The sequence below is a fragment of the Micromonospora sp. WMMD964 genome (genome assembly GCF_029581455.1).
Lineage (GTDB): Bacteria > Actinomycetota > Actinomycetes > Mycobacteriales > Micromonosporaceae > Micromonospora.
Window position 1 is genome coordinate 6,134,974 of sequence record NZ_CP120860.1, and the last position, 25,695, is coordinate 6,160,668.

Sequence of the window (25,695 nt, forward strand, 5' to 3'; positions counted from 1 at the left end):
CAGGTCCGACACGCGCCGGCAACGCCCGGTCAGGAGCGGGCGAGCCGCCGCAGCAGCGAGTCCGCGCCCAGTGGGTAGGCGCCGTGCCGGCGTACCCCGTCGGCGACCTCGCGGTCGGAGGACACCACGACCACCGGGCGGCCGGCCGGCTCGGCACGGACCAGCCGCCGGATCAGCTCGTCGGCGGTCTCGCCCTTGCGGGAGAAGAGCACCCGAACGCCGCGCGGCGCGGGTGGCAGCCCGTGCATCCGCTCGGCGCCGTCGAAGACGACGGTGACCTCGTCGCCGGTCTGCGCGGCGATGCCGCCGAGCCCGGTGATCAGGCGTTTGCGCTGCTGCTCCAGGGACATCTCGCCGAACCCGCGCTTGGTGACGTTGTAGCCGTCGACCACCAGGTGCGCCCGGGGCAGGGCGAGCAGCTGGTCGAGCCGGGCCGGGTCGTCGGTGTCGCGGGCGCGGGTGGCCGGGTTGGCGGGTGCGGTGCCCGGCTGGTCGGCGAACGCGTCGGCGACGAAGTCGGCGGGGAGTTTGTCCACCGGGTCGAGCGCCAACTCCCGGCGCAGGCCGACGGCGGCCTGGCCGATGGTCTCCAGCAGCAGCCACAGTCGGGCGTCGTCGACCGAACGCGCCTCCTTGGCGCTCGCCCGGGCCACCCCGGCGGCGGCCTCCGCCTCGGCCAACCGGGCCCGGGCCCGGCGTAGCTCGGCGTCCACGTCGGCGCTGGCCCGTGCGGCCCGGCCACGCTCGGTGGCCAGCAACTCGGTGGCCTTGCGCTCGCGGGCCTGGGTCTCCCGCAGGGTGCGGGCCATCTGCCGGGACTCCTCGCGGAGCTGCCCCAACTCCTCCCGGACGCGGGCCAACTCGTCGCGCAGTTTCTCCGCCTCGACCCGTGCCACCGCCCGGTCGTGCTCGGCGCGGGTGGCGCGCTGCTCGGCCTCCCGGACCAGTTCGGCGACGACCGCGCTGTCCGCTTCGGCGCGAACGGCGGCGCCGCTGGCGTCGATCAGCTCCCGCCAGCCACGCGGACGGGCGAGGTACGCCAGGGCGGCGACCTCGACCGGGTCGGCGGCGGCGGGCGCGGTGCCCTCGACGACGGCCGCCCCGAGGTCACCGGCGTCGGCCAGGACGCGGGCGGTGACCCGCTGCCGGAACAGCGGGTCGGCGGTGAGCTGGGCGGCGATGACCGGCGCGCCGAGCCGGGCCCGCCGGTTGGGGGCGAACTTGGCCACCCGGCGCAGCGGCACCGGCACCTCGTCGGCCGGCAGCGTGGGCAGCACCGCGGCGGTCAGCGTCACGATCCGCTGCCGGACCGGCTCAGGCAACGTCGGCTCCGGCTCGACGGCGCCGCCGTCAGCGGTGGCCGTCGTGTCGGATGCGTCGGATGTCTCGCTGACTACGTTGTCGTCCGGGTTGCCCGAGGCCCCGTCAGGCGCGACCAGATCCTCCTCTGGGAGGTGGTCGTCGTGCGGCTCGGCGAGGGGCATGTGGCAAGTCTCCCACCGCGAGCGGGCCCACCGCCCGGTGAGTGAGCCGATCTCTCATCCTAGCCCCATGCTGACTGGTGGGGCGCATGCGACGGGAGTGTCGGACCGGGGCGCTAGCGTGCCGCCGATGGCACAGGCGGAGTACGTCCAGGAGTCCCTCGCTGGTCTCGACCCGGCGGTGGGTGGGGTCGACCCGGCGCTGCCGCTCTACGCGACCACCTTCGTGGTGGTCGACCTGGAGACCACCGGCGGCGCGCCGGACGGCGGCGGCATCACCGAGATAGGCGCAGTGAAGGTGCGCGGCGGTGAGCAGCTGGGGGTGCTCGCCACCCTGGTCAACCCGGGTCAGCCGATCCCGCCGTTCATCACCGTGCTGACCGGGATCACCCAGGCGATGCTGCTGCCGGCGCCGCCGATCGAGCAGGTGCTGCCGAGCTTCCTGGAGTTCATCGCCGACGCGGTGCTGGTGGCCCACAACGCCCCGTACGACGTGGGGTTCCTCAAGGCCGCCTGCGCCAAGCACGGCTACCGGTGGCCCAACCCCCGGGTGCTGGACACGGCGGCCCTGGCCCGCCGGGTGCTGACCCGCGACGAGGTGCCCAACCGCAAGCTGGGCACGCTCGCCGCCTACTTCCGCACCACCACCCAGCCCACCCACCGGGCTCTGGACGACGCCAAGGCCACCGTCGACGTGCTGCACGGGCTGATCGGTCGGCTCGGCAGCCACCGGGTGGACACGGTCGGCGACGCCATCGAGTTCGCCAGGGCGGTCAGCCCGACGCAGCGCCGCAAACGGCACCTGGCCGAGGGGCTGCCCAAGGTCCCGGGGGTCTACATCTTCCGGGCCGCCGACGACCGTCCGCTCTACGTGGGCACCTCCGTCGACATCGCGACCCGGGTGCGCAGCTACTTCACCGCCGGGGAGAAGCGGGCCCGGATCTCCGAGATGCTGGCCGCCGCCGAGCGGGTCGAGGCGGTGGAGTGCGCGCACTCGTTGGAGGCGGAGGTCCGGGAGCTGCGGCTGATCGCCGCGCACGCCCCGCCGTACAACCGACGGTCGAAATACCCGGAGCGGATGGTCTGGCTCAAGCTCACCGACGGTCCGTACCCCCGGTTGTCGATCGTCCGTGACCTCTCCCCCACCGACACCGCGTACCTCGGGCCGTTCACCTCCCGGCGTGCCGCGGAGCTGGCCGCCGCCGGGTTCCACGACGCGGTGCCGCTGCGCCAGTGCACGCACCGGCTCTCGCTACGCACCGTGACGCCGGCGTGCGCGCTGGCCGAGCTGGGCCGCTGCCCGGCACCCTGCGAACACAAGATCACCCCCGAGGAGTACGACCACCGCGCCGCGCAGCCGTTCCGCACCGCCACGGCCGCCGACCCCCAGCCGGTGGTGGACGCGTTGCTCGCCCGGATCGACGTGCTCTCGGCCGACCAACGTTACGAGGACGCGGCGGTGGTGCGGTCCCGACTGGCCGCGGTGCTGCGGGCCACGGTGCGGATGCAGCGGTTGGCCGCGCTGACCGGGATCGTCGAGCTGGCCGCCGCACGACCCGCCGCGCGGGGTGGCTGGGAGTTGGCGCTGGTCCGGCACGGTCGGCTGGCCGGTGCCGGGGTGTCTCCGCCGGGTGTCCACCCGCGGCCCACGTTGACCGCCATCCGGGCCACCGCCGAGACGGTGTCGGGTGGGCACGGCCCGGTGCCGGCCGCCACGGCGGAGGAGTCCGAGCGGATCCTGTCCTGGTTGGAACGACCGGAGACCCGGCTGGTGGAGATGTCCTCCGGTTGGTCCTCTCCGGCCGGTGGGGCGGGGCGGTTCCGTGACCTGCTGGCGAAGGCCGAGAACGGCTCGTCCCAGCAACTCTCGACCGAACGCTCATGACCAACTGACCGATCGGACTACGTCGACTCGCTTAGGCTGTTAGAGAAGTACAGTCCTGCCCGATTCGTGGGCCTGCTCCCGCCGCCGGCTTCCGGCGGTGTGGAGCCGGGGTGAGGAGGTGTCCCTCGTGGACGTCGACGCCGGACACGGCGCCGCCCTGGGGGGCGCCCTTCCGACACAGCCGGGCGAGCTGCCGCTCGCCCGCCGGCTGCGGTCGTTGCTCAGCTGGCCGACCACCGACTCCGACCCGGTCACCCACCTGGTGCGCACCCACCGGGGGATCCACGCCGGCACCGACCCCGCGGTGCTGCGCCGGGCGTACACGATCGCGGAGAACATGCACCGCGGGCAGTTCCGCAAGAGCGGGGAGCCCTACATCACCCATCCCCTCGCGGTGGCGCAGATCTGCGCCGAGCTGGGCATGGACTCCACGACCCTGGTCGCCGCGCTGCTGCACGACACGGTGGAGGACACCCGCTACACCCTCCAGGCGCTCTCCGAGGATTTCGGCGGTGAGGTGGCCCACCTGGTCGACGGGGTGACCAAGTTCGACAAGGCGTTCTACGGCAAGGCCGCCGAGGCGGAGACGATCCGCAAGATGATCGTGGCCGCCGCGAAGGACGTCCGGGTGCTGATCATCAAGCTGGCCGACCGGCTGCACAACATGCGCACCCTCGGGGTCCGCTCGGCCTCCTCCCGAGAACGGATCGCCCGCAAGACCCAGGAGGTGCTGGTCCCGCTCTGTGACCGGCTGGGCATCCAGACCCTCAAGCGCGAGTTGGACGACGTGGTGCTGCTGCACCTGGAGCCCGACGAGCACGCCCGGCTGGCCCGACACGTGCACGACCGACCGGGGTGGGACGCGTACCTCGACTCGGTGGTCGCCCGGGCCCGGGTCGCGCTCAAACGCAGCCGGGTCGACGCCGAGGTCAGTCCTCGTCCCCGACACCTCTACTCGATCTGGAAGGACACCATCGCCGGCAACCACACGGCTCCGTACGACCTGCCCCGCATCGTGGTGGTCGTCGACGGCCCGGCAACCGACTGTTACGCCGCGTTGGGCGCGATCCACGGCACGTGGCGACCGATCCCCGGCCGTTTCAAGGACTTCATCGCCTCACCGAAGAACAACCTCTACCGGTCGCTGCACACGAGCGTCTGCGGCCCGCAGGACCGCACCGTCGAGGTGCTGATCCGCACCGAGGAGATGCACCGCTCGGCCGAGTACGGCATCGCCGCCGACTTCCGCTTCCCGCGCTCGGGCAACAGCGGCAGCGCGGCGGCCCGCGCGGAGCAGTTGGACTGGCTGCGCCGGGTGCTCGACTGGGAGCCGGACGCCGCCGACCCGGCGCAGTTCTACGAGTCGCTGCGCTGCGACCTCGCCGAGGGCCAGATCCAGGTCTTCGCCGACGGGCAGCAGGTCGTGCTGCCGGCCGGCGCGACCCCCGTCGACCTGGCGTACGAGCTGGGCAGCGAGCGGGGTGATCACTGCCTGGCCGCCCGGATCAACGGTCGGCTGGCCCCGCTCAGCTCGGAGCTGGACGAGGGCGACGTGGTCGAGATCTTCACCGAGAGCGACGGCGACAACGGGTTCGAGGCCGGGGTGGCGCCGCGCGGCCCCCGCCGGGAGTGGCTCAGTTTCGTCAAGTCCCCCAACGCGCAGATGCAGATCAACAGGTGGTTCGCCGAGCACACCGAGCCGGGCATCACGATCAGCGACAAGGTCCGCCTCGGGCGGGCCACCATCGGGCTCGCCCTCCGGCAGCACAATCGCGGCCTCGCCAGCGACCTGCCACTGTTGCGCCTCTCCGAGGAGTTGGGCTACCCCGACCTGGAGACCATGCTGGTCGCCGTCTTCGACCGGGTGATCGAACCGGACACCGTGGTACGCCAGCTCATCGACCTGGTCGACCATCGACAGTGACCCGGGCCGGCCCCGGCGCGTCCGAGGGACATTCGTGACCACTAGCCTGGAGTCATGATCCCCCGCTCCCGCGCCACCGGTCGGGCCATCTTCTACCAGGCCTTCTACCGAATGCCGCTGCCGGTGCGTCGGCGGCTGGTCCGGCTGGCCGTGCCCAAGTACATCGTCGGCGCGGTCACCCTGGTCCGCGACGCCGAGGCGACGGGCGCGGGCCGCCTGCTGATGCTGCGCCAGCCACCCGGCAAGGGTTGGTCCCTCCCCGCCGGCCTGCTGAACCGCGGCGAGGCCCCGGTGGCGGGGGCGGCCCGGGAGCTGTTCGAGGAATCCGGCATCCGGCTCCCCCCGTCGCGGCTGCGCCCGGCCACGCCGAACGCGATCGTGCACGCCAAGGGCTGGGTGGACATGGTCTTCGAGACCGAGGTGCCGGCGTCCACCACCGTGCTGACCGTCGACGGCGGTGAGGTCTTCGAGGCCGCCTGGCACCCGCTCGACGACCTGCCCAAGCTGACCTGGCCGACCGCCCGGCTGCTCGCCTACTACGACATCGGGCCGCTGGCCGGGCAGTTCCCGCCACCGGTCCCGGACGACCTGCCATGACCGGCGCGGCGGGCGTGCCGGCGGAGCTGTGCGCGGTGGTGCTCGCCGCCGGCGAGGGCACCCGACTGCGCCCGCTCACCGAACAGGTCCCGAAGGCGCTCTGCCCGGTGGGCAACGTGCCGCTGCTCGACCGCGCGTTGGCCCGGACGGCCGGGCTGGGCCTGACCGGTCCGGAGCGGGTCGCGGTGAACGCCTGCTACCTCGGCGACCAGGTCGTCGCGCACGTCGGCGACCGCGCGCACCTGTCCGTCGAGGTGGGCGACCCGCTGGGCACCGCGGGTGGGGTGGCCAACCTGCGGGACTGGATCGACGGACGGCCGGTACTGGTCGGCAACGCCGACGCGTACCTCGCCGACCCGGCGGCCGCGCCCGGCCCGGACGTGGCCGCCCTGCTCGACGGCTGGAACGGGTACACCGTTCGTCTGCTGGGCCAGCCCGCCGCGAACCCGACGGCGCCGGGCACCTTCGACGGGCACTGCTTCACCGGCTTCTCGCTGTTGCCCTGGCGGCTGGTCCGCGACCTGCCGGTCGTCCTCTCCGACCTGGTCCACGCCGTCTGGCGCCCGGCGGAGGCGGCAGGCGCCCTGGAGGTGGTGCCCTATCCGGGCACCTTCTTCGACACCGGCACCCCGGCCGACTACCTGGCGGCCAACCTGCACGCGGCGGCCGGAGGCACCCTCGTCGACCCCACCGCGAGGGTCACCGGCCGCTGCGTGGAGGCGGTGATCGGCGCGGGCGCACAGGTCGACGGCGACGTGCTACGCGGCGTGGTGTGGCCGGGCGCGACGGTCCGTGACGGCGAACGGCTGGTCGACGCCGTCCGGTTCGGCGACGGCCGCACCGTGCCCGCCGCCTACACGTAGCCCGACGGCTCTGGTCGGCGGCCCCCGCTCGGCCCGGCCGGAAAACATCTAGCATGGGCGACGACGCCGACGAACGGAGAAATGTCCCGTGATCACCGCGATCGTGCTGATCGACTGCGCCACCGACGCGATCCCCGAGGTGGCCGAGACCCTGGCCAACCTCCCCGGCGTGAGCGAGGTCTACTCGGTGGCCGGGCACGTCGACCTCATCGCCATCGTCCGGGTCCGCGAGTTCGACCAGATCGCCCAGGTCATCGCGGGCAGCATCTCCAAGGTGCCGGGAGTGCTCAACACCGAGTCGCACATCGCGTTCCGCGCGTACTCCCAGCACGACCTGGAGGAGGCGTTCGCGATCGGCCTGGCCGGCGCCGACTGACCTGCCCGGCCCGTTCGGGGCTCACCGCACGCACGGCGGCCGGTCCACCGCTCGGGTGGACCGGCCGTCTGCTGTCGCTACGTCAGCTCTCGGTGGGAGCCGGCGTCTCGGTGGTGCCGCCGCCCGGGGCCTCGGTGTTGCCACCCGGAGCCGGCGACTCGGTGCCGGTGCCGCCCGGAGCCGGCGACTCGGTGCCCCCGGTGACGCCCGGGCTGGGCGTACCGCTGGCGCTGGTCTGCGGGACCGGGATGCCCAACTGGTTGGCGAGCTGCACCAGCTCGTCGTAGTGCGCCTGCAGCGTCGGCAGGGCGGTCTGGGCCAACTGGACCACCGACTGCTCGGAGCCCTGCGAGATCTCCGTCTGGGTGGCCTGGATGGCCTGGACGTGACCGGCCAACTGCGCGGTCACCCACTCACGGTCGAACTCCGCACCGCTGGCGTTGTTCAGCTGGTCGATCACCGCCTGCTGGTCGGCGGTGGGCTCGTTCGGCAGTTCCACGTTGAGCTGGGACGCGGTCTGCTGCACCGTCTGGTCCAGCTGGGTGTGGTCGGTCTTGAACATCGCACCCAGGTCCTTGACCCCCTGGTTCTGGCCCTTCTGCTGGGCCAGGTCACCGGCGGTGATCTCGAACAGGTTGACCTGGTGAACCGCCTGCAGGTACTGGGTGTCCTGCGTCGACGGCTGTGCCGCGGCCTGCGCGGCCGCGGCCGGCGCGACACCGACCAGTACCAGCGCGGCCAACAGGCCGAGGCGTTTGATACCCAACATGCTTCCCCCCCTTGAGACGTTGGACCGCTCGGATACCCGGCTCACCGGGGTTATTCCTGCGATCCCCCGTCGCGCAGGGTCAGCCGGTCCTACCGTGGCCGTCCGACTCCGCCTCGGATGGGCGTCGGGTACGGAAACGACGTGACGCCCGCCGGTGAACCGGCGGGCGTCACGTGACGGTGCGATGGGGCGATCAGCGACGGCTCTCGCCGCTGCCGATCTCCTCGCGCTCGGGTCGGGGCTCGACCGGCGGGTGCCCCGGCGAGACCGGTGCCTCGACCGGCTTCTCGATCGGGTAGAAGAAGCCCCGGATGGCAGGCCCGAGGGCACCCAGCCGGTTCATCTTCTTCGGGACGACCCAGCCGACGTAGTCCAGCTGACCGTGACCGTCCGCGTGCCCGTTCGACGCGCTGAGCGGCTGGTGCACCTCGACGAACCGGCCGTCCGGCAGACGCCGGATGATGCCGGTCTCCACGCCGTGCGCGAGCACCTCCCGGTCGTGCTGCTGCAGACCCAGGCAGAGCCGGTACGTGACGTAGTACGCCAGCGGTGGGAGCACCAGCAGACCGATCCGGCCAGCCCAGGTCATCGCGTTCAGGCTGATCTGGAACTTGTCGGCGATCACGTCGTTGGCGCCGGAGAGCGTCAGCACGATGTAGAACGCGACGGCCATCGCGCCGACGGCGGTGCGGGCCGGAGCGTCCCGGGGCCGCTCGAGCAGGTTGTGGCTCTGGTAGTCCTTGCGCTGCCGTGCTTCCAGGAACGGATACATGGTCGACAGACCGACCAGGATGCCCGGCAACACGACAGTCGGCCAGAACAGCGGCGGAATCACGTACCCGTCACCGATCGGGATGGGGATCTCCCAGGCCGGCATGAGTCGGGTCGAGCCGTCGAGGAACATGACGTACCAGTCGGGCTGGCTGGCGGCGGACACCACCCACGCCTCGTACGGGCCGAACAGCCAGATCGGGTTGATCTGGAACAGACCGCCCATCAGCGCGATGACGCCGAAGACGACCATGAAGAAGCCGCCCTGCTTCAGCGCGTACCGCGGGAACATCCGCTCGCCGACCACGTTGTTGTTGGTCCGACCGGGGCCGGGCCACTGGGTGTGCTTCTGCTTGAAGACCAGCCCCAGGTGGACGCTGATCAGCGCGACCAGCAGGCCCGGGATGAGCAGCACGTGGGCGATGAAGAACCGGCTGATGATGATCGTGCCCGGGAACTCGCCGCCGAAGACCGACGAGGTCACCCAGGAGCCGATCACCGGAATGGATAGCATGATCGCCGAGGCGATCCGCAGGCCGGTGCCGGAGAGGCCGTCGTCCGGCAGCGAGTAGCCGGTGAAGCCGGCCAGGAAGCCGACCCAGAACAGCAGCGAACCGATGATCCAGTTGGTCTCGCGCGGCTTGCGGAAGGCGCCGGTGAAGAAGACCCGCAGCATGTGCACGACGATCGCGGCCATGAACAGCAGCGCCGCCCAGTGGTGCATCTGCCGCATCACCAGACCACCGCGGACGTCGAACGAGATGTCCAGGCTGGAGGCGTACGCGGCGGACATCGGGGTGCCCTGCAACGGCGCGTAGCTGCCGTCGTAGACCACCTCGGTCATCGCCGGCTCGAAGAAGAAGGTGAGGAACACACCGGTCAGCAGCAGCACGATGAACGAGAACAGCGCGATCTCGCCGAGCAGGAAGGACCAGTGGTCCGGGAAGACCTTGTTCAGCAGCTTGCGCAGCGGCGTGGCCACCGCGAAGCGGTCGTCCACCCCCACCGCGGCCTTGCCCGGCGTCGCCGCAAGGTCAAACTTTCGACGCTTCATGGCCGCTCCCAGAAGTCAGGCCCGACGGTCTCGGTGTAGTCGGACTTCGCCACGAAGAAGCCCTCGGAGTCCACCTCGATCGGCAACTGCGGCAGCCGCCGGCTGGCAGGGCCGAAGACGGGCTTGGCGTTGTTGGTGATGAGGAACTGGGACTGGTGGCACGGGCAGAGCAGCCGGTTGGTCTGCTGCTCGTACAGGCTGGCCGGGCAACCGGCGTGCGTGCAGATCTTGGAGAAGGCCGCGTAGTTGCCCCACATGTAGTCGCCGTGGCCGATCTTCTCGTTGGCCCGACGCGACTCCTGCGCGTCGGAGTCCCGGAGGTGGATCAGCAGCGTCGGCGAGTCGGCGTGCTTGTTGCTCACACCGTGGTCGATGCCGGGGAAGACGGTCAGCTGGCCACCGGCGCTGATGTCCTCCGGACGGATCGGCCGCCCGTCCTCGCGGACCAGGCGGATCCGCTCGCCACCCTCGGCCGGAGCGAACCCGGTGGTGAACATCTGGTTGTTCTTGTGCGGCTGCGAGATCAACCCGCCGACCAGCGGCGCGGCGGCGACCGCGGCGACCGGCGCGAGACCGGCCAGCAGCGAGATGCCGAGCAGCGGGCGACGCTTCACGCCCAGCTCGTCCGCCATGTAGAGCATGGTCTGGCCGGTGATGGTGCGGCCTTCCTCGTCCACCTGGCCCTCGTGCCGGTCCTGGATCGAGACCTCCTTGGGCAGCAACTTCTTGCCCCAGGTCAGGATGCCGAAGCCGACGGCGAGCAGCGCCACGCCGAGGGTGAGGCCGAGCAGCGGGGTGTAGAACTTGTCGCCGCCCCGGCCCGCCTCGTACTTCCACGGCCAGGCGATGTAGATGACCAGGAAGGCGGTCGCGGCCAGCCCGGTGAGCAGGAAGAACCCGGCGACCACACGGGTCAGCCGACGCTCCGCCTTGGTGCCGGGCAGCACCTGCGGCTCGTAGTGGACGATCTCGATGTCGTCCCGCCGCGCACCCTCACGAACGATGTCGAACCGGGTCAGCTTGGGGTCGTTCACGTCGAGCGGCTCCCGGCCCTGCGGGGCCTGGTGCTCGGTGTGGGTGCTCATGCCGTCACCTCGCTACGGGTGGTGCCCAACAGCACCACGGCGCTGAAACTGAGTATCCGCTCGGTCACGACTTGCCCGCAATCCACAGGCTGGCGAAGACGAGCGCCACGATGCCGACCAGGAAGATCGCCAGACCCTCGGTCGAGGGGCCGTACCGCCCGAGGTTGAAGCCGCCCGGGTCCTGGTCGTGCTTCAGCGTCTCCTGGATGTAGGCGATGATGTCGGCCTTCTGCTCCGGCCGGAGCTGGTTGTCGCCGAACACCGGCATGTTCTGCGGGCCGCTCAGCATCGCCGCGTAGATCTGACGGTCGGTCGCGGGGTGCAGGCTCGGGGCGAACTTGCCCGAGGAGAGCGCGCCGCCGCCACCGCCGAACGCGTGGCACTGCGAGCAGTTGATCCGGAACAGCTCACCGCCGGCCGCGATGTTGCCGTCCTCACGGAGGTCGTCGCCCTCGGGCACGACCGGGCCGCCACCCAGCTCCTGGATGTACTGGGCCAGCTGACGGGTCTGCTCGTCGGTGAAGACGGGGGGCTTGCGGTGGGCCTGGGCCTCCTGGCGGGCCAGCGGCATCCGCCCGGAGCTGACCTGGAACTCGACCGAGGCCGCGCCGACGCCGATCAGGCTCGGCCCGCGGCCCTCGACACCCTGGGCGTTGCGGCCGTGGCAGGTCACACAGCTCACGTCGAACAGCGCCTTGCCCTCGGCGGCGGCGCCGGTCAGCTGCGGGTTGTCCTGCGCCTGGGCACCCGGGGCGAAGACGGTGTAGGCGCCGCCGGCGAGCATCAGCGCGGCGATCAGCCGGACCGCGGCGCCCAGCCGGCGGCGGCCCCTGCTGCGCGCGGCGGGCCGCTCGCGCAACCGCGCGAGCAGACCGCGTCGGCGGTCGTTGTCAGAAGTCATGAGCGGTGTCCTTAACCGGTTGGACCTGTCTCAGGGGACGGAGCAGCAGTACGGAACGTGACGCGCAAGATCACTGAAGCCAGTAGATCATGGCGTACAGCCCGATCCACACGACGTCGACGAAGTGCCAGTAGTACGACACGACGATCGCCGAGGTCGCCTGCGCCGGGGTGAACCGGCCCATGGTCGTACGGACCATGAAGATGATGAAGGCGATCAGACCGCCGGTCACGTGCAGACCGTGGAAGCCGGTGGTCAGGTAGAACACCGACCCGTAACCGTCTTCGTTGATCTTGACGCCGTCGGCGACCAGGTGCCGGTACTCGTTCAGCTGGCCGAGCACGAAGATCAGGCCCATCACGAAGGTGACGGTGAACCAGCGCCGGAGCGCGTGCACGTCACCCTTCTCCGCCGCGAAGACGCCGAGCTGGCACGTCACCGAGGACAGCACCAGGATCACCGTGAAGGTGGTCGCGTACGGGATGTTCAGCGCCTCGGTGTGCTTCTCCCACTGCTCCGGCGCAGCCGCGCGGATCGAGAAGTACATCGCGAACAGCGCCGCGAAGAACATGAGTTCGCTGGAGAGCCACACGATCGTCCCGACGCTGACCATGTTGGGTCGGGTCAGAGAGTGGATCCGGCTCTTGTCAATGGCTGGGGCCGCAGTCACGCCGTCATTATTGCCCCTGACCGGGGCCGGCGATCAGCGGGGTGGCAAACGTGCGCCTTCCGTGGCCCGAGCGTCAGGGTCCGGTTCGCCTGGCCTAGCCTGAAAAGCGTGCTGCACGTCGATCCGATCTTCGCCGCCACCTCGACACCGCCGCCGTTCACCGTCGGCGCGGTGCTCACCGAGACCCGGCTGGACAGCTGGCTGGCCCTCGGCCTGGTGCTCGCCGCCGGCCTGTACCTCTACGGGGTGTATCGGCTGCGCCTGCGCGGCGACCGCTGGCCGATCGTCCGTACCGTCTTCTTCCTCGGCCCCGGCCTGGGCGGCATCGCCCTGGTCACGGTCAGCGGGCTGCACGCGTACGACACCGCGCTGCTGTCCGTGCACATGATCCAGCACATGGTGCTGTCGATGGTGGCGCCGATCTTCCTGGCGCTGGGCGCGCCGATGACCCTCGCCCTGCGCACCCTGCCGGTCGGGCCGCGCAAACGGCTGCTGGCGATCGTGCACAGCCGGATCGCCCGGGTCTACAGCTTCCCGCTGGTGGCGTTCGCCATCTTCGTGGTCAACCCGTTCGTGCTGTACTTCAGCGACCTGTACCGCTACACCCTCGAACACGCCTGGGCGCACGAGCTGGTGCACGCCCACTTCATCATGACCGGCTGCGTGTTCTTCTGGCCGCTGCTCGGGCTCGACCCGCTGCCCGGCCGGTGGCCGTACCCGGCTCGCGCACTGCTGATGCTGCTCTCCGTGCCGTTCCACACCGTGCTCGGTCTCACCATCATGCAGAGCAGCACGCTCTTCGGCGGCGACTGGTACCCCTCGCTCAACCTCGGCTGGGTCGACCCCTGGCAGGACCAGGTGGTCGCCGGCGGCATCCTCTGGGCCGGTGGCGAGTTCGTCAGTGTGACCATGCTCGCGGTGCTGGTGGTCCAGTGGGTCAAGCAGTCCGAGCGCGAGGCCCGCCGGGTCGACCGCGAGCTGGACCGCCAGGAGGCCCGCGAACGCGCCGCCGACGCCGCGGCCGCCTGAGCTGCCCGGACGGTACGCCCCGACGCACGGCGGCGGGCGGGATGTCGGCTACGTCACGCCGACCGGTACGATCGGCGGGCAGCTACCAGGTGAAAGCGGAAGGTCGGCATGAGCGATCGTCTTTGTACCGTCCTGCTCTACAGCGACGACCCGCAGGTCCGTGACCGGATGCGGTTGGCCGTCGGCACCCGTCCCGCGCCCGGGCTGCAGATCGAGTTCGTCGACGCGTCGACCTACGCGGAGACCATCCGGCTGGTCGACGACTACGAGATCGACCTCCTGCTGCTCGACGGCGAGGCCAGCCCCGGTGGCGGCATCGGCATCGCCCGGCAGATCAAGGACGACCGGGACGACGCTCCCCCGACCTGCCTCGTGATCGCCCGCGCCGCCGACCGATGGCTCGCCGCGTACGCCGAGGTCGACGCCACGCTGGTGCACCCGCTCGACCCGGTTACCACCGGCGGGACGGTGGCCGAGCTGCTGCGGACGCACGCACCCGCCTGACGTCCCCCACGCTCACCGGCACCGTCACGGCGCCGGACCAGCCGGCGCCCGTTCCAGCCCACCCGCACTTCGTACGCTCGGGAGGCCCGCCATGGGCGATCGGACCTGGCCCAACCTGCTCAACTCGCTGCTGCGCGGCGAGGAACTGTCCACCGCCGACACCGCCTGGGCGATGGACGAGATCATGACCGGCTCGGCGACCTCGGCCCAGATCGCCGGCTTCGCCGTGGCGCTGCGGGCCAAGGGCGAGACCCCGGCCGAGCTGGGCGGCCTGGTGCAGGCGATGCTGGGCCGCTCCGTCCCGGTGGTGCTCTCCGACGACCTGCGCGACACCGCGCTCGACGTGGTCGGCACCGGCGGTGACCTCGCCCACACGGTGAACATCTCCACGATGACCGCGCTGGTGGTCGCCGGCGCGGGCGTCCGCGTCGTCAAGCACGGCAACCGGGCCGCCTCCTCGCTGTGCGGCACCGCCGACCTGCTGGAATTCCTCGGCATCCCGCTGGACCTCGGCCCGGAGCAGGTGGCCCGCTGTGTCGAGGAGGCCGGCATCGGGTTCTGCTTCGCGGCCCGGTTCCACCCCGGGATGCGGCACGCCGGTCCGGTCCGCCGAGAGGTGGGCGTGCCCACCTTCTTCAACTTCCTCGGCCCACTGACCAACCCGGCCCGCCCCCGCGCCGGAGCGGTCGGCTGCTTCGACTCCCGGATGGCCCCGGTGATGGCCGGCGTCTTCGCCGCCCGGGGTGACTCGGCGATCGTGATGCGCGGCGAGGACGGTTTGGACGAGTTCACCACCGCCGCGCCGACCCGGGTCTGGGTGGCCCAGGGCGGCACCGTACGCGAAGCCGTGCTGGACGCCACGGACCTGGGGGTACCCCGGGCCACCCTCGGTGACCTGCGCGGCGGTGACGCCGCGTACAACGCCGACGTGGCCCGTCGTCTCCTCGCCGGCGAGACCGGCCCGGTCCGGGACGCCGTACTGGTCAACGCGGCAGCGGCGCTGGCGACCCAGGGCCCGTTGGACGGTGACCTGACCGAGGCACTCCGCGCCGGCCTGGACCGCGCCGCCGAGTCGATCGACTCGGGTGCTGCCGCCGCGACCCTCGATCGCTGGATCAAGGCCGCCACCGCCGCCTGACCAGCCACGAGAGCGCCGGGTTACGGCGGTCTCCCCCGGCGTCACGGCGGTCTCCCCCGGCGTCACGGCAGCGATTGATCGACTCGGGTTCCTTGAATCCGCGGTGTCCTCGCGCTGAGACACCGCGTCATCAAGGAACCCGAGTGGATCATCCGTCCTGTGCTGCGGTGCGATCGTTCAGCAGCCGACGCAGGACCTCCGGACGGAGATTTGTCGGACCCGCGTGGAAAACTACAGGCGAGTAGTTCTCCGCTCCTGTCCGTGCGTCGCTGTCGCATCCGGGGGCGGTTCGCCTGGAGTGAGAGGAGACGCCGGTGTCGCACCGCGAGCTCTACTGCGACGTCTGCGAGGGTGTGGCACCGTTCGAGGCTCCGCCCTGCGTCGACGGCCACGGCATCGACTGTCCCGAGCTGGTCTGCACCGACTGTGGCGCCGCCGTGATGATCGCCACCTTCATCGCCCCGGTCCCCCGGTTGGCCGAAGGCCGACGTCACCGACTCGCCCGCCGCGCCGCCTGACCTCGTCACCGGCCCACCCCGCCGCGCCGCCTGACCTCGTCACCGGCCCACCCGCCGCGCCGCCTGACCTCGTCACCGGCCCACCCGGCCGCGCCGCCTGACCTCAACCGGCCGACTCCCGCCGTGGCCCTCGATTTGATCAACACCAGGTCACCGATCTGGCGGCATCCCGCCGCGCGGTGACCGCCACCTCGCCGATGTGGAGTCGATCATCCGGCGCGACGGCACGTCAGCACGCCCAGACGGCCGTGGACCGCCTCGCAAGGGCCGGTCCGGGGCTGACCTGGGAGCCAGGCCGTGGACCAGCCGCGACGCGAGCACGACGAAGGCCCGCTCCCCACCTGGGGAACGGGCCTTCGCGGTGGACCGGGTCCGGTCAGTGCTCGGCGGTGCGCCGGGTGCCGCTGTAGTACTCGAACAGCAACCCGCAGGCGGCGAAGACGACCGCCACCAGGCCGGCACCGATCAGCCAGTACTGCCAGAACACCATGCCGAGCGCGGCGATGGCGGCGGCGAGCGCCAGGCCGAACGGCCAGTAGCTACCGGGGCTGAAGAAGCCGACCTCGCCGGCGCCGTCTGCGATCTCGGCGTCCGGGCGGTCCTCCGGGCGCAGGTCGATCCGGCGGGAGACGAACCAGAAGAAGCCACCGCACATCGAGCAGAGCAGGAACGACAGGAGCAGGGCGACGGTTCCGACCCACTCGACGCCGCCCGCCTCACCGTGGGTCCAGGCGCCGTAGAGGATGGTGGCACCGAAGAGGAACACGGCGATGATCAGGAAGATACGCCACTCGGTCTTCATGCCGCTGCCTCAGCTTCCCGTGCGAGCCGGAACGTCGTCCGGGTTGAAGTTGTCCTGCGTCCGCCGGGTGTCGAACGGGCGGGTGGTCTCCGCGTACGGCTCCTCACCGATCTCGGCCAGCGCCTCCTGGGTGGACTTGCCGCCCTGCTTGGCCGCCAGGAACCGGTCGTACTTCTCCGGCGAGACCACCCGCAGCTCGAAGTTCATGAACGCGTGGTAGCTGCCGCACAGCTCGGCGCAGCGGCCGACGTAGGCGCCCTCGGCGTCCAGGCTGGAGACCTCGAACACGTTGCGGATCTTGCCCGGCATGACGTCCCGCTTGAACAGCAGCTCCGGCACCCAGAACGAGTGGATGACGTCGCGGCTGGTCTCCTCGAACCGGATGGACCGGTTGGTCGGGAGCACCAGCACCGGGATGACCTCGCTGGTGCCCAGGGTCGACGCCGTGGTGTTGGCGTCCGGGCCCTGGCCGTCGCGGTAGTTGAACTGCCAGTTCCACTTGAAGGCGACGACCTCGACCGTGACGTCCGGGTTCTTCGACAGCTTGTCGACGTCGGTCTGCACGATCGCCGTGTAGTAGAAGAGCACGGAGACGATCAGGATCGGCGCGATGGTGTAGAGGAACTCCATCGGCAGGTTGTAGCGGGTCTGCACCGGCAGCGCGTTGCCACGCTTGCGGTAGCGCACGACACACCAGAAGATCAGGCCCCACACGAAGACGCCGACGGCGAGCGCGGCGATGCAGGAGGCGATCCACAGGTCGTACATCCGCTTGGACTCCGGCGTGATGCCGCCCTGCGGCCAGCCGAAGCCGTGGAACGTCTGCCCCACGTCACAGCCCGTGAGCAGAACCAGCAGCGCCACGCCACCGAGACCGAGCCCGGCCAACCGACCAGCACCACGCCCCCGGCGTCCACCAACCCCCGGGGAAGCACTGTGCCGTACGGCCGACGGCCGTACCTCCGAACTCCTTGCGACCACCTGGTCCTGCCTCCCTAGCGCGCCGCGGTGCGTCTTTCCTCAGCACCGACGGCAAAGGCGTCACCGACGGTCGCAGATTACTCGACCATGACGGACTCGACCGTGGTGGGGTCACTGTCCGCCCCCATCGGGGGGATCCCGGGCATACCGCCGCGATAGCGTAGTGATCTGTGAGCGCATCCCCGGTCTACCTGGACGCGGCGACGGCCGCGCCGATGCATCCGGTCGCGCGGCAGGCGTTGCTGGCCGCTCTCGACGACGGTTGGGCGGACCCGGGCAAGCTGTACACGCAGGCCCGTCGGGCCCGGCAACTCCTCGACGCCGCCCGCGAGGCCACCGCGCTGACGCTCGGTGTCCGCGCCGACGAGGTGTCCTTCACCTCCAGTGGTACGACCGCGGCGCACGGCGCGGTGCTCGGGGGCCTGGCCGGGCGGCGTCGGGTCGGGTCGACCCTGGTGCACTCGGCGATCGAGCACTCGGCGGTGCTGCACGCGGCGGAGCGGCAGGTGGCAGCGGGTGGTACGGCGGTGAGTGTGCCGGTCGACCGGTCGGGTCGGCTGGATCTGGCCGCATGGTCGACTGCCGTACGCCAACCCGGAGTGGCGTTGGCGTCTCTGATCACGGCCAGTCACGAGGTGGGGACCGTGCAACCGGTCGCCGAGGCGGCGGCTGCCTGCGCGGAGGTGGGGGTGCCGCTGTACGTGGACGCCGCGCAGTCGGTCGCCCGGGTGCCGCTTCCGGCCGGTTGGTCGGTGCTCAGCGCGAGCGCGCACAAGTGGGGCGGTCCACCGGGGGTGGGTGTGCTGGCGGTGCGTAAGGGTGCCCGTTGGGAGTCACCGTGGCCGGCCGACGAGCGGGAGGGTGGGCGTACCCCAGGGGTGGTGAACCTGCCGGCGGTGGTGGCGGCGGCGGCGAGCCTGCGGGCGGCGGCGGCCGACGCGGCGGCCGAGGCGGCCCGGCTGGCCCCGCTTGTGGACCGGATCCGGGCGCGGGTCGCGGCGGACGTGCCCGACGTGGAGGTGGTCGGTGATCCGGTGCTCCGGCTGCCGCACCTGGTCACCTTCTCGTGTCTGTACGTCGACGGTGAGACGTTGCTGCACGCGCTGGATCGGCGGGGTTTCGCTGTTTCGTCTGGTTCGTCCTGCACCTCGTCCACGCTGCGTCCGTCGCACGTGCTGGAGGCGATGGGGGTGCTCTCGCACGGCAACGTGCGGGTCAGCCTGCACCGGGAGACGACCGAGGCGGACGTCGAGCGGTTCCTCGGTGAGCTGCCGACGATCGTGGCCGAGTTGCGTGCCGACGCCGGGGTGGTGGGGTTGTGACGATGCCGGACCAGGTCATCGACTGCCGGGGGCAGCGCTGCCCGTTGCCCGTGATCGCGGCCGCCCGGCGGTTGCCGCAGGTGCCGGTGGGAACCGTGGTCCGGGTGCTCGCCGACGACCCGGCGGCGGCCGTCGACATCCCCGCCTGGTGCCGGATGCGCGGCCACGAGTTCCTCGGCGCGGTCACCGGCCCCGAAGGCCCCGCCTACGACGTGCGCCGCTCCCACTGAGGCAACGCGTCCGGCCAGACGCGTCGGCGGCTACGGCAGGAGGTGGGCGCGGACCTCGTCGGCGGCGGTGTCGCCGTAGGACTCGGCGAGCCGCTTGACGAACAGGTCGGGGCGGACGTCGTACTCCTGCGTTCCGACGGTCTCCAGGACCAGCGTGGCGAGCAGCGAGCCGACCTGGGCGGCCCGCTCCAGGCCGACGCCCCAGGAGAGCGCGGTGAAGAAGCCGGCCCGGAAGGCGTCGCCGACGCCCGTCGGGTCGACCGCCCGGATCTCCCGCGCGATCGGTACGTGGATCGGGTCGACGCCCCGGCCGACGATCTCCACACCGTGCTTGCCCAGCGTGGTGACCCGCACCTTGACCAGGTCCAGCAACTGGTCGTCGGTCAGCTGCGCCTTGCTCTGCAGCAGTGACTTCTCGTAGTCGTTGGTCATCAGGTACTCGGCGCCCTCGATCAGCGCCACCACGTCCTCGCCGCCCATTCGGGCGAGCTGCTGCGACGGGTCGGCGGCGAACGCGTACCCGCGGGTGCGGCACTCGGCCGAGTGGCGCAGCATCGCCTCGGGGTCGTTGGCGCTGACCAGCACCAGGTCCAGGCCGCCGAGCCGGTCGGCGACCGGCGCCAACTCGATGTTGCGGGCCTCGCTCATCGCGCCGGCGTAGAACGACGCGATCTGGCACATGTCCGTGTCGGTGGTGCAGACGAACCGGGCCGTGTGCGCGACCTCGCTGATGTGCACCGAGTCGCAGTCCACGCCGTGGCGCTCCAGCCAGGAGCGGTAGTCGGCGAAGTCGGCGCCCACCGCACCGAGCAGCACCGGGCGCAACCCGAGTTGGCCCATGCCGAAGCAGATGTTCGCCGCCACGCCACCGCGGCGGAGCACCAGGTCGTCCACCAGGAAGGAGAGGGACACCTTGTGCAGCTGATCGGCGATGAGCTGGTCGGCGAAGCGACCGGGGAAGCTCATCAGATGATCGGTGGCGATCGAGCCGGTGACGGCGATCTTCATGTCAACCCTCGGGGTCGGGAGCAGGGCGCGGTCAGCCTACCGGCCCGGCAACCCGACGGTGACCAGTCGGTCGGACAACGGCCACCATGTCGTCACGAGCGGGTCGGAACCGCTACGACGACGGGGCCGTCCCGAAGGACGGCCCCGTCGTCGGTGATGCGTGGTGCGTGACTCAGTTGAACGAGTCACCGCAGGCGCACGAGTTGCCCGCGTTGGGGTTGTCGATGGTGAAGCCCTGGGCGTCGATCCGGTCGGCGAAGTCGATCGTCGCGCCGGCGAGGTAGGGGGCGCTCATCCGGTCGACGACGACCTCGACACCGCCGAAGTCGGTGACGACATCACCGTCGAGCGAACGCTCGTCGAAGAAGAGCTGGTACCGCAGGCCGGAGCAGCCGCCCGGCTGCACGGCGACGCGGAGCCGCAGGTCGTCGCGGCCCTCCTGCTCGATCAGGGCCTTGACCTTCTGCGCCGCGACGTCGGTGAGGACGACGGAAGTAGGGGCCTGGGCCTCGGTCGACTCGGTCTGCGCTGGCGTGGTCACGTGGAAGTCTCCCTGCGCGGTTTGGGTCCGGACGCACTGGCCAACGCCGCGCGCCGTCCAGTGATTCCCGGTTGTGGTCCTCAACCGATCGTACGCCGCCTCGGCCGGACGCACCCGGGTGGCGTGACGCCCGCCGCAGGTCGGCCCGGTCGGGCGGGCTGTCGGAACCCCCTCAGCGGCTCCACTGCCGGGCCAGCCGGGCGCCCAACTCGCGTAAACCCTCGGCGGGTCGGCTCAGCGCGGCGTCGAGCCCGCCGCCCTCCTCGCCACCGAAGTGCTCGACCAGGCTGTACGCGTCGGTGACTCCCGCCGAGGCGGCCTCCCGCCGACCGGTGCTCACCTGCCCGGCCACCACCACACACGGAACGCCCCGGTCACGGGCCGCCCCGGCCACCCCGGCGACCACCTTGCCGCGCAACGACTGGTGGTCGAACGACCCCTCACCGGTGATCACCAGGTCGGCGGTGTCCAGCGCGGCGTCCAGTCGGGTGGCCCGGGTGACCAGGCCGATGCCCGACTCGCAGCCACCCCCCAGGGCGAGCAGCGCCGCACCGATGCCGCCGGCGGCGCCGCCCCCGGGCAGCGTGCCGAGCCCCGCCGGGCAGCCGGTCAGATCCCGCTGCAGAACCTCCGCGAAACGCTCCAACGCGGCGTCGAGCAGCAGCACGTCGGCACGGTCGGCGCCCTTCTGCGGGCCGAACACGTTGCTCGCGCCGTGCAGGCCGAGCAGGGGGTTGTCCACGTCGGTGGCCGCGACGAGCCGGACACCCCGCAGCCGGGGCACACCGTCCACGGCGTCGACCGCGGCGAGCGCCGCCCCGCCGTACGGGAGCGCGGCACCACCGGCGTCGAGTGGTGTGACGCCGAGCGCGGCGAGCATGCCGGCCCCGGCGTCGTTGGTGCCGGAGCCACCCAGCCCGATCACCACCGTCCGGGCGCCGCTCTCCACCGCCGCGGTCACCAACAGCCCCAGCCCGTACGAGGTGGTGGTCTTCGGGTCGCGTTCGGTCGCGGAGAGCAGGTGCAGGCCGCACGCCTGGGCGCTCTCCAGGTAGGCGGTGCCGTCGGTGGTGAGCAGGATCTCACCGGCCACCGGCCGCCCCAGCGGGTCGACCGTCGGCACCGGCACGCGCCGGCCACCGAGTGCTTCGGCGAGCACCTGCACGAAGCCCGGCCCGCCGTCGGCGAGCGGCCGGATCAGCAGATCGTCGCCCTGGGCGACGGACCGCCAACCGTCGGCCACCGCGGCGGCCACCTCCGGTGCGGGCAGGGTGCCGGCGAACTTGTCCGGGCAGAGCAGCACGCGCATGCCGAGCAGTGTGGCAGCCCACACCGAGGGAAGCTGCGGCGCGCTCCCGCTGTGGGACCATGGCTAGGTGACTTCGACCTGGGTGGAACCCTCCAACACGGCGACGGCTCTGCTGCTGCTCGGCCGGGGCAGCGACCCCGACACCGAGCGTGGCGTGGAGTGTCCGGGCGACCTGCCGGCGCCCAGCGACCCGGATCTGGTGGCTCGCGCCACGGCCGCGAAGGCGAAGCTGGGCAGCAAGGTCTTCGTGCTGGGGCACCACTACCAGCGCGACGAGGTGATCCAGTTCGCCGACGTGACCGGCGACTCGTTCAAGCTGGCCCGGGAGGCCGCCGCCCGCCCGGACGCGGAGTACATCGTCTTCTGTGGCGTGCACTTCATGGCCGAGAGCGCCGACATCCTCACCACCGACGCGCAGCGGGTGATCCTGCCCGATCTGGCCGCCGGCTGTTCGATGGCGGACATGGCCGTCCTCGGGCAGGTCGAGGCCGCCTGGGACACGCTCACCGAGTCGGGCATCGCCGCCGAGACCGTGCCGGTGACGTACATGAACTCGTCGGCCGACATCAAGGGCTTCGTCGGCCGCAACGGCGGCGTGGTCTGCACCTCCTCCAACGCCAAGCGCGCCCTGGACTGGGCTTTCGAGCAGGGGCAGAAGGTGCTCTTCCTGCCCGACCAGCACCTGGGCCGCAACACGGCGGTGCTGGAGATGGGCCTGTCGCTCGACGACTGCGTGCTCTACGACCCGCACAAGCCGAACGGCGGGCTCACCCCGGAGCAGTTGCGTGACGCCAAGATGATCCTCTGGCGGGGTCACTGCTCGGTGCACGGTCGGTTCACGCTGGACAGCGTCAACGACGTCCGCGAGCGGGTGCCCGGGGTCAACGTCCTGGTCCACCCGGAGTGCCGGCACGAGGTCGTCACCGCCTCCGACTACGTGGGCTCGACGGAATACATCATCAAGACCATCGAGGCGGCTCCGGCCGGTTCGGCCTGGGCACTCGGCACCGAGCTGAACCTGGTCCGCCGGCTCGCGCTGGCCCACCCGGACAAGCAGATCATGTTCCTGGACAAGGCCGTCTGCTACTGCTCGACGATGAACCGGATCGATCTGCCGCACCTGGTCTGGGCCCTTGAGGAGCTGGTCGCGGGCCGGGTCGTCAACCAGATCACGGTGGACGCCGACACCGCGCACCACGCTCGGGTCGCGCTGGACCAGATGCTCGCCCTGCCCGGTGCGGACACCCCACCGCCGACTGCGCCCTGATCACATTCAGTAACGCCCTTGGTACGCAAAAGTGCCGGATCACCGATTAATGCCACACACGCCGATGTGACCGAGTCCTTTTTCGTCACCGAGGGCTATGCTGCCGGAGCGACGACACAAGCGGGCCGTTTCGACATGGCCGCATCCGGGGTAGCGACGACGTTCAGGCGCCCCACCATCAACACGGCAGCACCGACGCGCTGGAGGTTGCGTTGACCGACGACGTCCTGGTTGTGCACGGAGGCACTCCGCTCGAAGGGCGGATCCGCGTGCGCGGCGCGAAGAACCTGGTTTCGAAGGCGATGGTCGCCGCGCTTCTGGGCGACAGCCCGAGCCGATTGTTCGACGTGCCGAAGATCCGTGACGTCGAGGTGGTCCGGGGTCTGCTCGGTCTGCACGGCGTCAAGGTCACCGACGGCACCGAGGACGGCGAGCTCGTCTTCGACCCGGCGAACGTGGAGAGCGCCAGCACCGACCAGATCAATGTGCACGCCGGGTCCAGCCGGATCCCGATCCTGTTCTGCGGCCCCCTGCTGCACCGGCTCGGGCACGCGTTCATCCCGGACCTGGGCGGCTGCCACATCGGCCCGCGCCCGATCGACTTCCACCTGCAGGCGCTGCGCGAGTTCGGCGCCACCGTCGACAAGCGGCCCGAGGGTCTGCACCTGTCCGCCCCGAACGGGCTGCACGGCACCAAGTTCGCCCTGCCGTACCCGAGCGTCGGCGCGACCGAGCAGGTGCTGCTGACCGCGGTGATGGCCGAGGGTGTCACCGAGCTGCGCAACGCCGCGGTGGAACCGGAGATCATCGACCTGATCTGCATCCTGCAGAAGATGGGCGCGATCATCAAGGTCCACACCGACCGGGTGATCGAGATCCAGGGCGTGCCGAAGCTGCACGGCTACACCCACCGGCCCATCCCGGACCGGATCGAGGCGGCGAGCTGGGCGGCCGCCGCCCTGGCCACCCGTGGTCACGTCGAGGTGCTCGGCGCACAGCAGGCCGACATGATGACCTTCCTGAACATCTTCCGGTCGGTCGGCGGCGAGTACGAGGTCACCGACGCCCGTGCGCCGAAGCTGGGCGACCCGGGCCAGGAGGGCGGCATCCGCTTCTGGCACCCGGGCGGCGAGCTGAACGCGGTGGCGCTGGAGACCGACGTGCACCCCGGCTTCATGACCGACTGGCAACAGCCGCTGGTCGTCGCGCTCACCCAGGCCCGCGGCCTGTCGATCGTCCACGAGACGGTCTACGAGCAGCGGCTCGGCTACACCGAGGCGCTCAACTCGATGGGCGCCAACATCCAGGTCTACCGGGACTGCCTCGGCGGCACCCCGTGCCGCTTCGGCCGGCGTAACTTCAAGCACTCCGCGGTGATCGCCGGGCCGAGCAAGCTGCACGCCGCCGACCTGGTCATCCCGGACCTGCGCGCCGGTTTCAGCCACCTGATCGCGGCGCTCGCGGCCGAGGGCACCTCCCGGGTGTACGGCGTCGACCTGATCAACCGGGGCTACGAGGACTTCGAGGCGAAGCTCGCCGACCTGGGCGCGCACGCCGAGCGTCCGTAACACCGAACACTGTCCGTCCGCCACGACGGCTCCAGCTCGCCGCGCGTCGAGCTGGAGCCGTCGTCGGTGCACCGCGATGTGCACCGGGCGCGAGACGTTGGCTACCCTTGCCGCGTGCCGTCGCTCTTTCGCCGTAAGTCCACCGACCTCGTCGACGAGGCCGTCTCCTCGGTGCCCACCCCCGAGGAGACCGCCGAGCGTCCCCGGGGCTACACCCCGGCCAAGGGTCGGGAGACTCCCAAGCGGCCGACCGTCGGTCGCCGGCCGGCCGGCCCCACCCGCCCCCTCACGAAGGAGGAGGAGCGGGAGCGTCGCCGCCAACTGCGCGCCGAGGCCGCATCGGAGTTCCGCCGCGAGGGTGGCCCCCGCGACCGTGGCCCGGAGCGGCTGCTGGCCCGTAACGTGGTCGACTCCCGGCGTACCGTCGGCACCTGGTTCTTCGGCGGCGCCTTGATCGTGCTGATCGGGTCGAACGCGGCCATGCCGGCACCGGTTCGGTTGATCTCCAACCTGCTCTGGGGCGCGTTGGCGCTCGGTGTGGTCGTCGACTCGGTGCTGATCTGCCGCAAGATCGGCAAGCTGGTCCGGGAACGGTTCCCGAAGACCGACCAGCGGATGGGGTCGCTCTACCTGTACGCGGTCATGCGGTCGATCACGTTCCGCCGGATGCGTGCCCCGGCCCCCCGGGTCAAGCTCGGCGAGAAGGTCTGACACCGACTCGCCACCCACTGCAAGAGCTACGAAACTGCCGCCTCGGTCGTCTCCGAGGCGGCAGTTTCGTAGTTCGGCGTGGGCCGCACCGCTGCGATCGCTCCCACCGGGGCGCGGCGGCCGTTCGCGGTAACGCGCGACGTACCGCCGGAGCCGGACGGCCTTCAGGTGGGGTATGGTCGAGGACCAGATTCGGTTATAGGGCCAAATGTCCGAAACCAATGGGATAACGTTTGCGCCCATGGGCGGCACCACAGTGGCGGTGAGCGAGCCCACGCCGTTACCCTCCATCCGCAGCCACGGGCAGCCGGAACGGGCGACCTGACCGGCACGCGAAGCTCCAGCGCGACAATTTGCAACGAGGTGACAACGCCGTGAGCGAGCGGACGCG

The 25,695-nt window shown here is 71.2% G+C and carries 25 protein-coding genes; 14 read left to right on the forward strand and 11 right to left on the reverse strand.

The genetic code is table 11. From position 1 onward, the window contains the following. Nucleotides 1-29 precede the first annotated feature (29 nt). Complete coding sequence (locus O7616_RS27860) at nt 30-1,484, reverse strand: NYN domain-containing protein (RefSeq protein WP_282304683.1); 1,455 nt, start codon at nt 1,482-1,484, stop codon at nt 30-32. A gap of 127 nt (nt 1,485-1,611) precedes the next feature. On the opposite strand from O7616_RS27860, the gene O7616_RS27865 reads away from it, so the two are divergent. From O7616_RS27865 to O7616_RS27885, 5 genes are all read left to right on the forward strand, one after another. Then, complete coding sequence (locus O7616_RS27865) at nt 1,612-3,366, forward strand: DEDD exonuclease domain-containing protein (RefSeq protein ID WP_282304684.1); 1,755 nt, start codon at nt 1,612-1,614, stop codon at nt 3,364-3,366. Between the two features lie 127 nt (nt 3,367-3,493). Beyond that, nucleotides 3,494-5,290 carry an HD domain-containing protein gene (locus O7616_RS27870; protein WP_282307749.1) on the forward strand — a complete coding sequence of 599 codons (1,797 nt, stop codon included), beginning with the start codon at nt 3,494-3,496 and terminating at the stop codon, nt 5,288-5,290. A 54-nt stretch (nt 5,291-5,344) separates the two neighbouring features. Next, on the forward strand, nt 5,345-5,887 hold the full coding sequence (locus O7616_RS27875; protein ID WP_282304685.1) for an NUDIX domain-containing protein: 543 nt from the start codon (nt 5,345-5,347) through the stop codon (nt 5,885-5,887). Beyond that, nucleotides 5,884-6,750, forward strand: coding sequence for a sugar phosphate nucleotidyltransferase (locus tag O7616_RS27880; protein WP_282304686.1), 867 nt, complete (start codon nt 5,884-5,886; stop codon nt 6,748-6,750). Before O7616_RS27875 ends, O7616_RS27880 begins: the two co-directional genes overlap by 4 nt. Nucleotides 6,751-6,838: 88 nt before the next feature. Then, the gene (locus O7616_RS27885) at nt 6,839-7,126 is read left to right on the forward strand and encodes an Lrp/AsnC ligand binding domain-containing protein (protein WP_282257498.1); all 288 of its coding nucleotides are present in this window, start codon (nt 6,839-6,841) and stop codon (nt 7,124-7,126) included. Nucleotides 7,127-7,208: 82 nt separating this feature from the next. On the opposite strand, the gene O7616_RS27890 is transcribed toward O7616_RS27885, so the two are convergent. The 5 genes from O7616_RS27890 to O7616_RS27910 all read right to left on the reverse strand — a co-directional run bounded on the left by O7616_RS27890 (nt 7,209) and on the right by O7616_RS27910 (nt 12,376). Then, nucleotides 7,209-7,895, reverse strand: a complete 687-nt coding sequence (locus O7616_RS27890) for a DUF4142 domain-containing protein (protein ID WP_282304687.1) — start codon at nt 7,893-7,895, stop codon at nt 7,209-7,211. 193 nt (nt 7,896-8,088) lie between these two features. Next, nucleotides 8,089-9,720, reverse strand: a complete 1,632-nt coding sequence (locus tag O7616_RS27895) for a ubiquinol-cytochrome c reductase cytochrome b subunit (protein ID WP_282304688.1) — start codon at nt 9,718-9,720, stop codon at nt 8,089-8,091. Continuing rightward, nucleotides 9,717-10,805, reverse strand: coding sequence for a Rieske 2Fe-2S domain-containing protein (locus O7616_RS27900; RefSeq protein ID WP_282304689.1), 1,089 nt, complete (start codon nt 10,803-10,805; stop codon nt 9,717-9,719). The genes O7616_RS27895 and O7616_RS27900 overlap by 4 nt, the downstream gene beginning before the upstream one ends. Nucleotides 10,806-10,869: 64 nt before the next feature. Next, nucleotides 10,870-11,706 carry a cytochrome c gene (locus O7616_RS27905; RefSeq protein WP_091407516.1) on the reverse strand — a complete coding sequence of 279 codons (837 nt, stop codon included), beginning with the start codon at nt 11,704-11,706 and terminating at the stop codon, nt 10,870-10,872. A gap of 70 nt (nt 11,707-11,776) precedes the next feature. Next, complete coding sequence (locus tag O7616_RS27910) at nt 11,777-12,376, reverse strand: heme-copper oxidase subunit III (protein ID WP_238642380.1); 600 nt, start codon at nt 12,374-12,376, stop codon at nt 11,777-11,779. A gap of 99 nt (nt 12,377-12,475) precedes the next feature. Here O7616_RS27910 and O7616_RS27915 point away from each other — a divergent pair, with 99 nt between their 5' ends. The 4 genes from O7616_RS27915 to O7616_RS27930 all read left to right on the forward strand — a co-directional run bounded on the left by O7616_RS27915 (nt 12,476) and on the right by O7616_RS27930 (nt 15,565). After that, nucleotides 12,476-13,405 carry a cytochrome c oxidase assembly protein gene (locus tag O7616_RS27915; protein ID WP_282264810.1) on the forward strand — a complete coding sequence of 310 codons (930 nt, stop codon included), beginning with the start codon at nt 12,476-12,478 and terminating at the stop codon, nt 13,403-13,405. Nucleotides 13,406-13,513: 108 nt separating this feature from the next. Beyond that, nucleotides 13,514-13,909, forward strand: a complete 396-nt coding sequence (locus tag O7616_RS27920) for a hypothetical protein (protein WP_088988339.1) — start codon at nt 13,514-13,516, stop codon at nt 13,907-13,909. 91 nt (nt 13,910-14,000) lie between these two features. After that, on the forward strand, nt 14,001-15,047 hold the full coding sequence (trpD, locus tag O7616_RS27925) for an anthranilate phosphoribosyltransferase (protein WP_282304690.1): 1,047 nt from the start codon (nt 14,001-14,003) through the stop codon (nt 15,045-15,047). A 314-nt stretch (nt 15,048-15,361) separates the two neighbouring features. Further along, a complete protein-coding gene (locus tag O7616_RS27930; protein ID WP_282304691.1) occupies nt 15,362-15,565 on the forward strand; it encodes a hypothetical protein in 204 nt (67 codons plus the stop codon). Between the two features lie 376 nt (nt 15,566-15,941). Here O7616_RS27930 and O7616_RS27935 read toward each other — a convergent pair whose 3' ends face one another. Both O7616_RS27935 and coxB read right to left on the reverse strand, forming a co-directional pair. Further along, complete coding sequence (locus tag O7616_RS27935; protein ID WP_282257484.1) at nt 15,942-16,367, reverse strand: cytochrome c oxidase subunit 4; 426 nt, start codon at nt 16,365-16,367, stop codon at nt 15,942-15,944. A gap of 9 nt (nt 16,368-16,376) precedes the next feature. Further along, nucleotides 16,377-17,348 carry a cytochrome c oxidase subunit II gene (coxB, locus tag O7616_RS27940; protein WP_282257482.1) on the reverse strand — a complete coding sequence of 324 codons (972 nt, stop codon included), beginning with the start codon at nt 17,346-17,348 and terminating at the stop codon, nt 16,377-16,379. Nucleotides 17,349-17,518: 170 nt separating this feature from the next. Between coxB and O7616_RS27945 the strand changes: the two genes are divergently transcribed. Then, nucleotides 17,519-18,670: an aminotransferase class V-fold PLP-dependent enzyme gene (locus O7616_RS27945; protein WP_282304692.1), complete on the forward strand. Its 1,152-nt coding sequence runs from the start codon at nt 17,519-17,521 to the stop codon at nt 18,668-18,670. Beyond that, nucleotides 18,667-18,900 carry a sulfurtransferase TusA family protein gene (locus O7616_RS27950; RefSeq protein WP_282304693.1) on the forward strand — a complete coding sequence of 78 codons (234 nt, stop codon included), beginning with the start codon at nt 18,667-18,669 and terminating at the stop codon, nt 18,898-18,900. The genes O7616_RS27945 and O7616_RS27950 overlap by 4 nt, the downstream gene beginning before the upstream one ends. 30 nt (nt 18,901-18,930) lie before the next feature. Here the strand turns inward: O7616_RS27950 and O7616_RS27955 are convergent, their stop codons facing one another. From O7616_RS27955 to O7616_RS27965, 3 genes are all read right to left on the reverse strand, one after another. Continuing rightward, nucleotides 18,931-19,908: a carbohydrate kinase family protein gene (locus tag O7616_RS27955; RefSeq protein WP_282304694.1), complete on the reverse strand. Its 978-nt coding sequence runs from the start codon at nt 19,906-19,908 to the stop codon at nt 18,931-18,933. Between the two features lie 172 nt (nt 19,909-20,080). Next, nucleotides 20,081-20,449 (reverse strand): iron-sulfur cluster insertion protein ErpA, encoded by a 369-nt coding sequence (gene erpA, locus O7616_RS27960; protein ID WP_282257478.1) that lies wholly within the window; start codon nt 20,447-20,449, stop codon nt 20,081-20,083. 172 nt (nt 20,450-20,621) lie between these two features. Beyond that, nucleotides 20,622-21,758, reverse strand: coding sequence for a glycerate kinase (locus O7616_RS27965; RefSeq protein ID WP_282307750.1), 1,137 nt, complete (start codon nt 21,756-21,758; stop codon nt 20,622-20,624). Nucleotides 21,759-21,825: 67 nt separating this feature from the next. Between O7616_RS27965 and nadA the strand changes: the two genes are divergently transcribed. The 3 genes from nadA (at nt 21,826) to O7616_RS27980 (ending at nt 25,304) form a co-directional block, all read left to right on the forward strand. Continuing rightward, nucleotides 21,826-23,025: a quinolinate synthase NadA gene (gene nadA / locus O7616_RS27970; protein ID WP_282304695.1), complete on the forward strand. Its 1,200-nt coding sequence runs from the start codon at nt 21,826-21,828 to the stop codon at nt 23,023-23,025. Nucleotides 23,026-23,237: 212 nt separating this feature from the next. After that, nucleotides 23,238-24,593, forward strand: coding sequence for a UDP-N-acetylglucosamine 1-carboxyvinyltransferase (gene murA, locus O7616_RS27975; RefSeq protein ID WP_030337972.1), 1,356 nt, complete (start codon nt 23,238-23,240; stop codon nt 24,591-24,593). 114 nt (nt 24,594-24,707) lie between these two features. After that, nucleotides 24,708-25,304 (forward strand): DUF3043 domain-containing protein, encoded by a 597-nt coding sequence (locus O7616_RS27980; RefSeq protein ID WP_282257476.1) that lies wholly within the window; start codon nt 24,708-24,710, stop codon nt 25,302-25,304. Nucleotides 25,305-25,695 lie beyond the last annotated feature (391 nt).

Coding starts and splice junctions, on each gene's coding strand:
- O7616_RS27860 (WP_282304683.1), bottom strand. CDS start 1,484: ATGCCCCTCGCCGAGCCGCACGACGACCACCTCCCAGAGGAGGATCTG.
- O7616_RS27865 (WP_282304684.1), top strand. CDS start 1,612: ATGGCACAGGCGGAGTACGTCCAGGAGTCCCTCGCTGGTCTCGACCCG.
- O7616_RS27875 (WP_282304685.1), top strand. CDS start 5,345: ATGATCCCCCGCTCCCGCGCCACCGGTCGGGCCATCTTCTACCAGGCC.
- O7616_RS27880 (WP_282304686.1), top strand. CDS start 5,884: ATGACCGGCGCGGCGGGCGTGCCGGCGGAGCTGTGCGCGGTGGTGCTC.
- O7616_RS27890 (WP_282304687.1), bottom strand. CDS start 7,895: ATGTTGGGTATCAAACGCCTCGGCCTGTTGGCCGCGCTGGTACTGGTC.
- O7616_RS27895 (WP_282304688.1), bottom strand. CDS start 9,720: ATGAAGCGTCGAAAGTTTGACCTTGCGGCGACGCCGGGCAAGGCCGCG.
- O7616_RS27900 (WP_282304689.1), bottom strand. CDS start 10,805: ATGAGCACCCACACCGAGCACCAGGCCCCGCAGGGCCGGGAGCCGCTC.
- O7616_RS27905 (WP_091407516.1), bottom strand. CDS start 11,706: ATGACTTCTGACAACGACCGCCGACGCGGTCTGCTCGCGCGGTTGCGC.
- O7616_RS27920 (WP_088988339.1), top strand. CDS start 13,514: ATGAGCGATCGTCTTTGTACCGTCCTGCTCTACAGCGACGACCCGCAG.
- trpD (WP_282304690.1), top strand. CDS start 14,001: ATGGGCGATCGGACCTGGCCCAACCTGCTCAACTCGCTGCTGCGCGGC.
- O7616_RS27935 (WP_282257484.1), bottom strand. CDS start 16,367: ATGAAGACCGAGTGGCGTATCTTCCTGATCATCGCCGTGTTCCTCTTC.
- O7616_RS27955 (WP_282304694.1), bottom strand. CDS start 19,908: ATGAAGATCGCCGTCACCGGCTCGATCGCCACCGATCATCTGATGAGC.
- O7616_RS27965 (WP_282307750.1), bottom strand. CDS start 21,758: ATGCGCGTGCTGCTCTGCCCGGACAAGTTCGCCGGCACCCTGCCCGCA.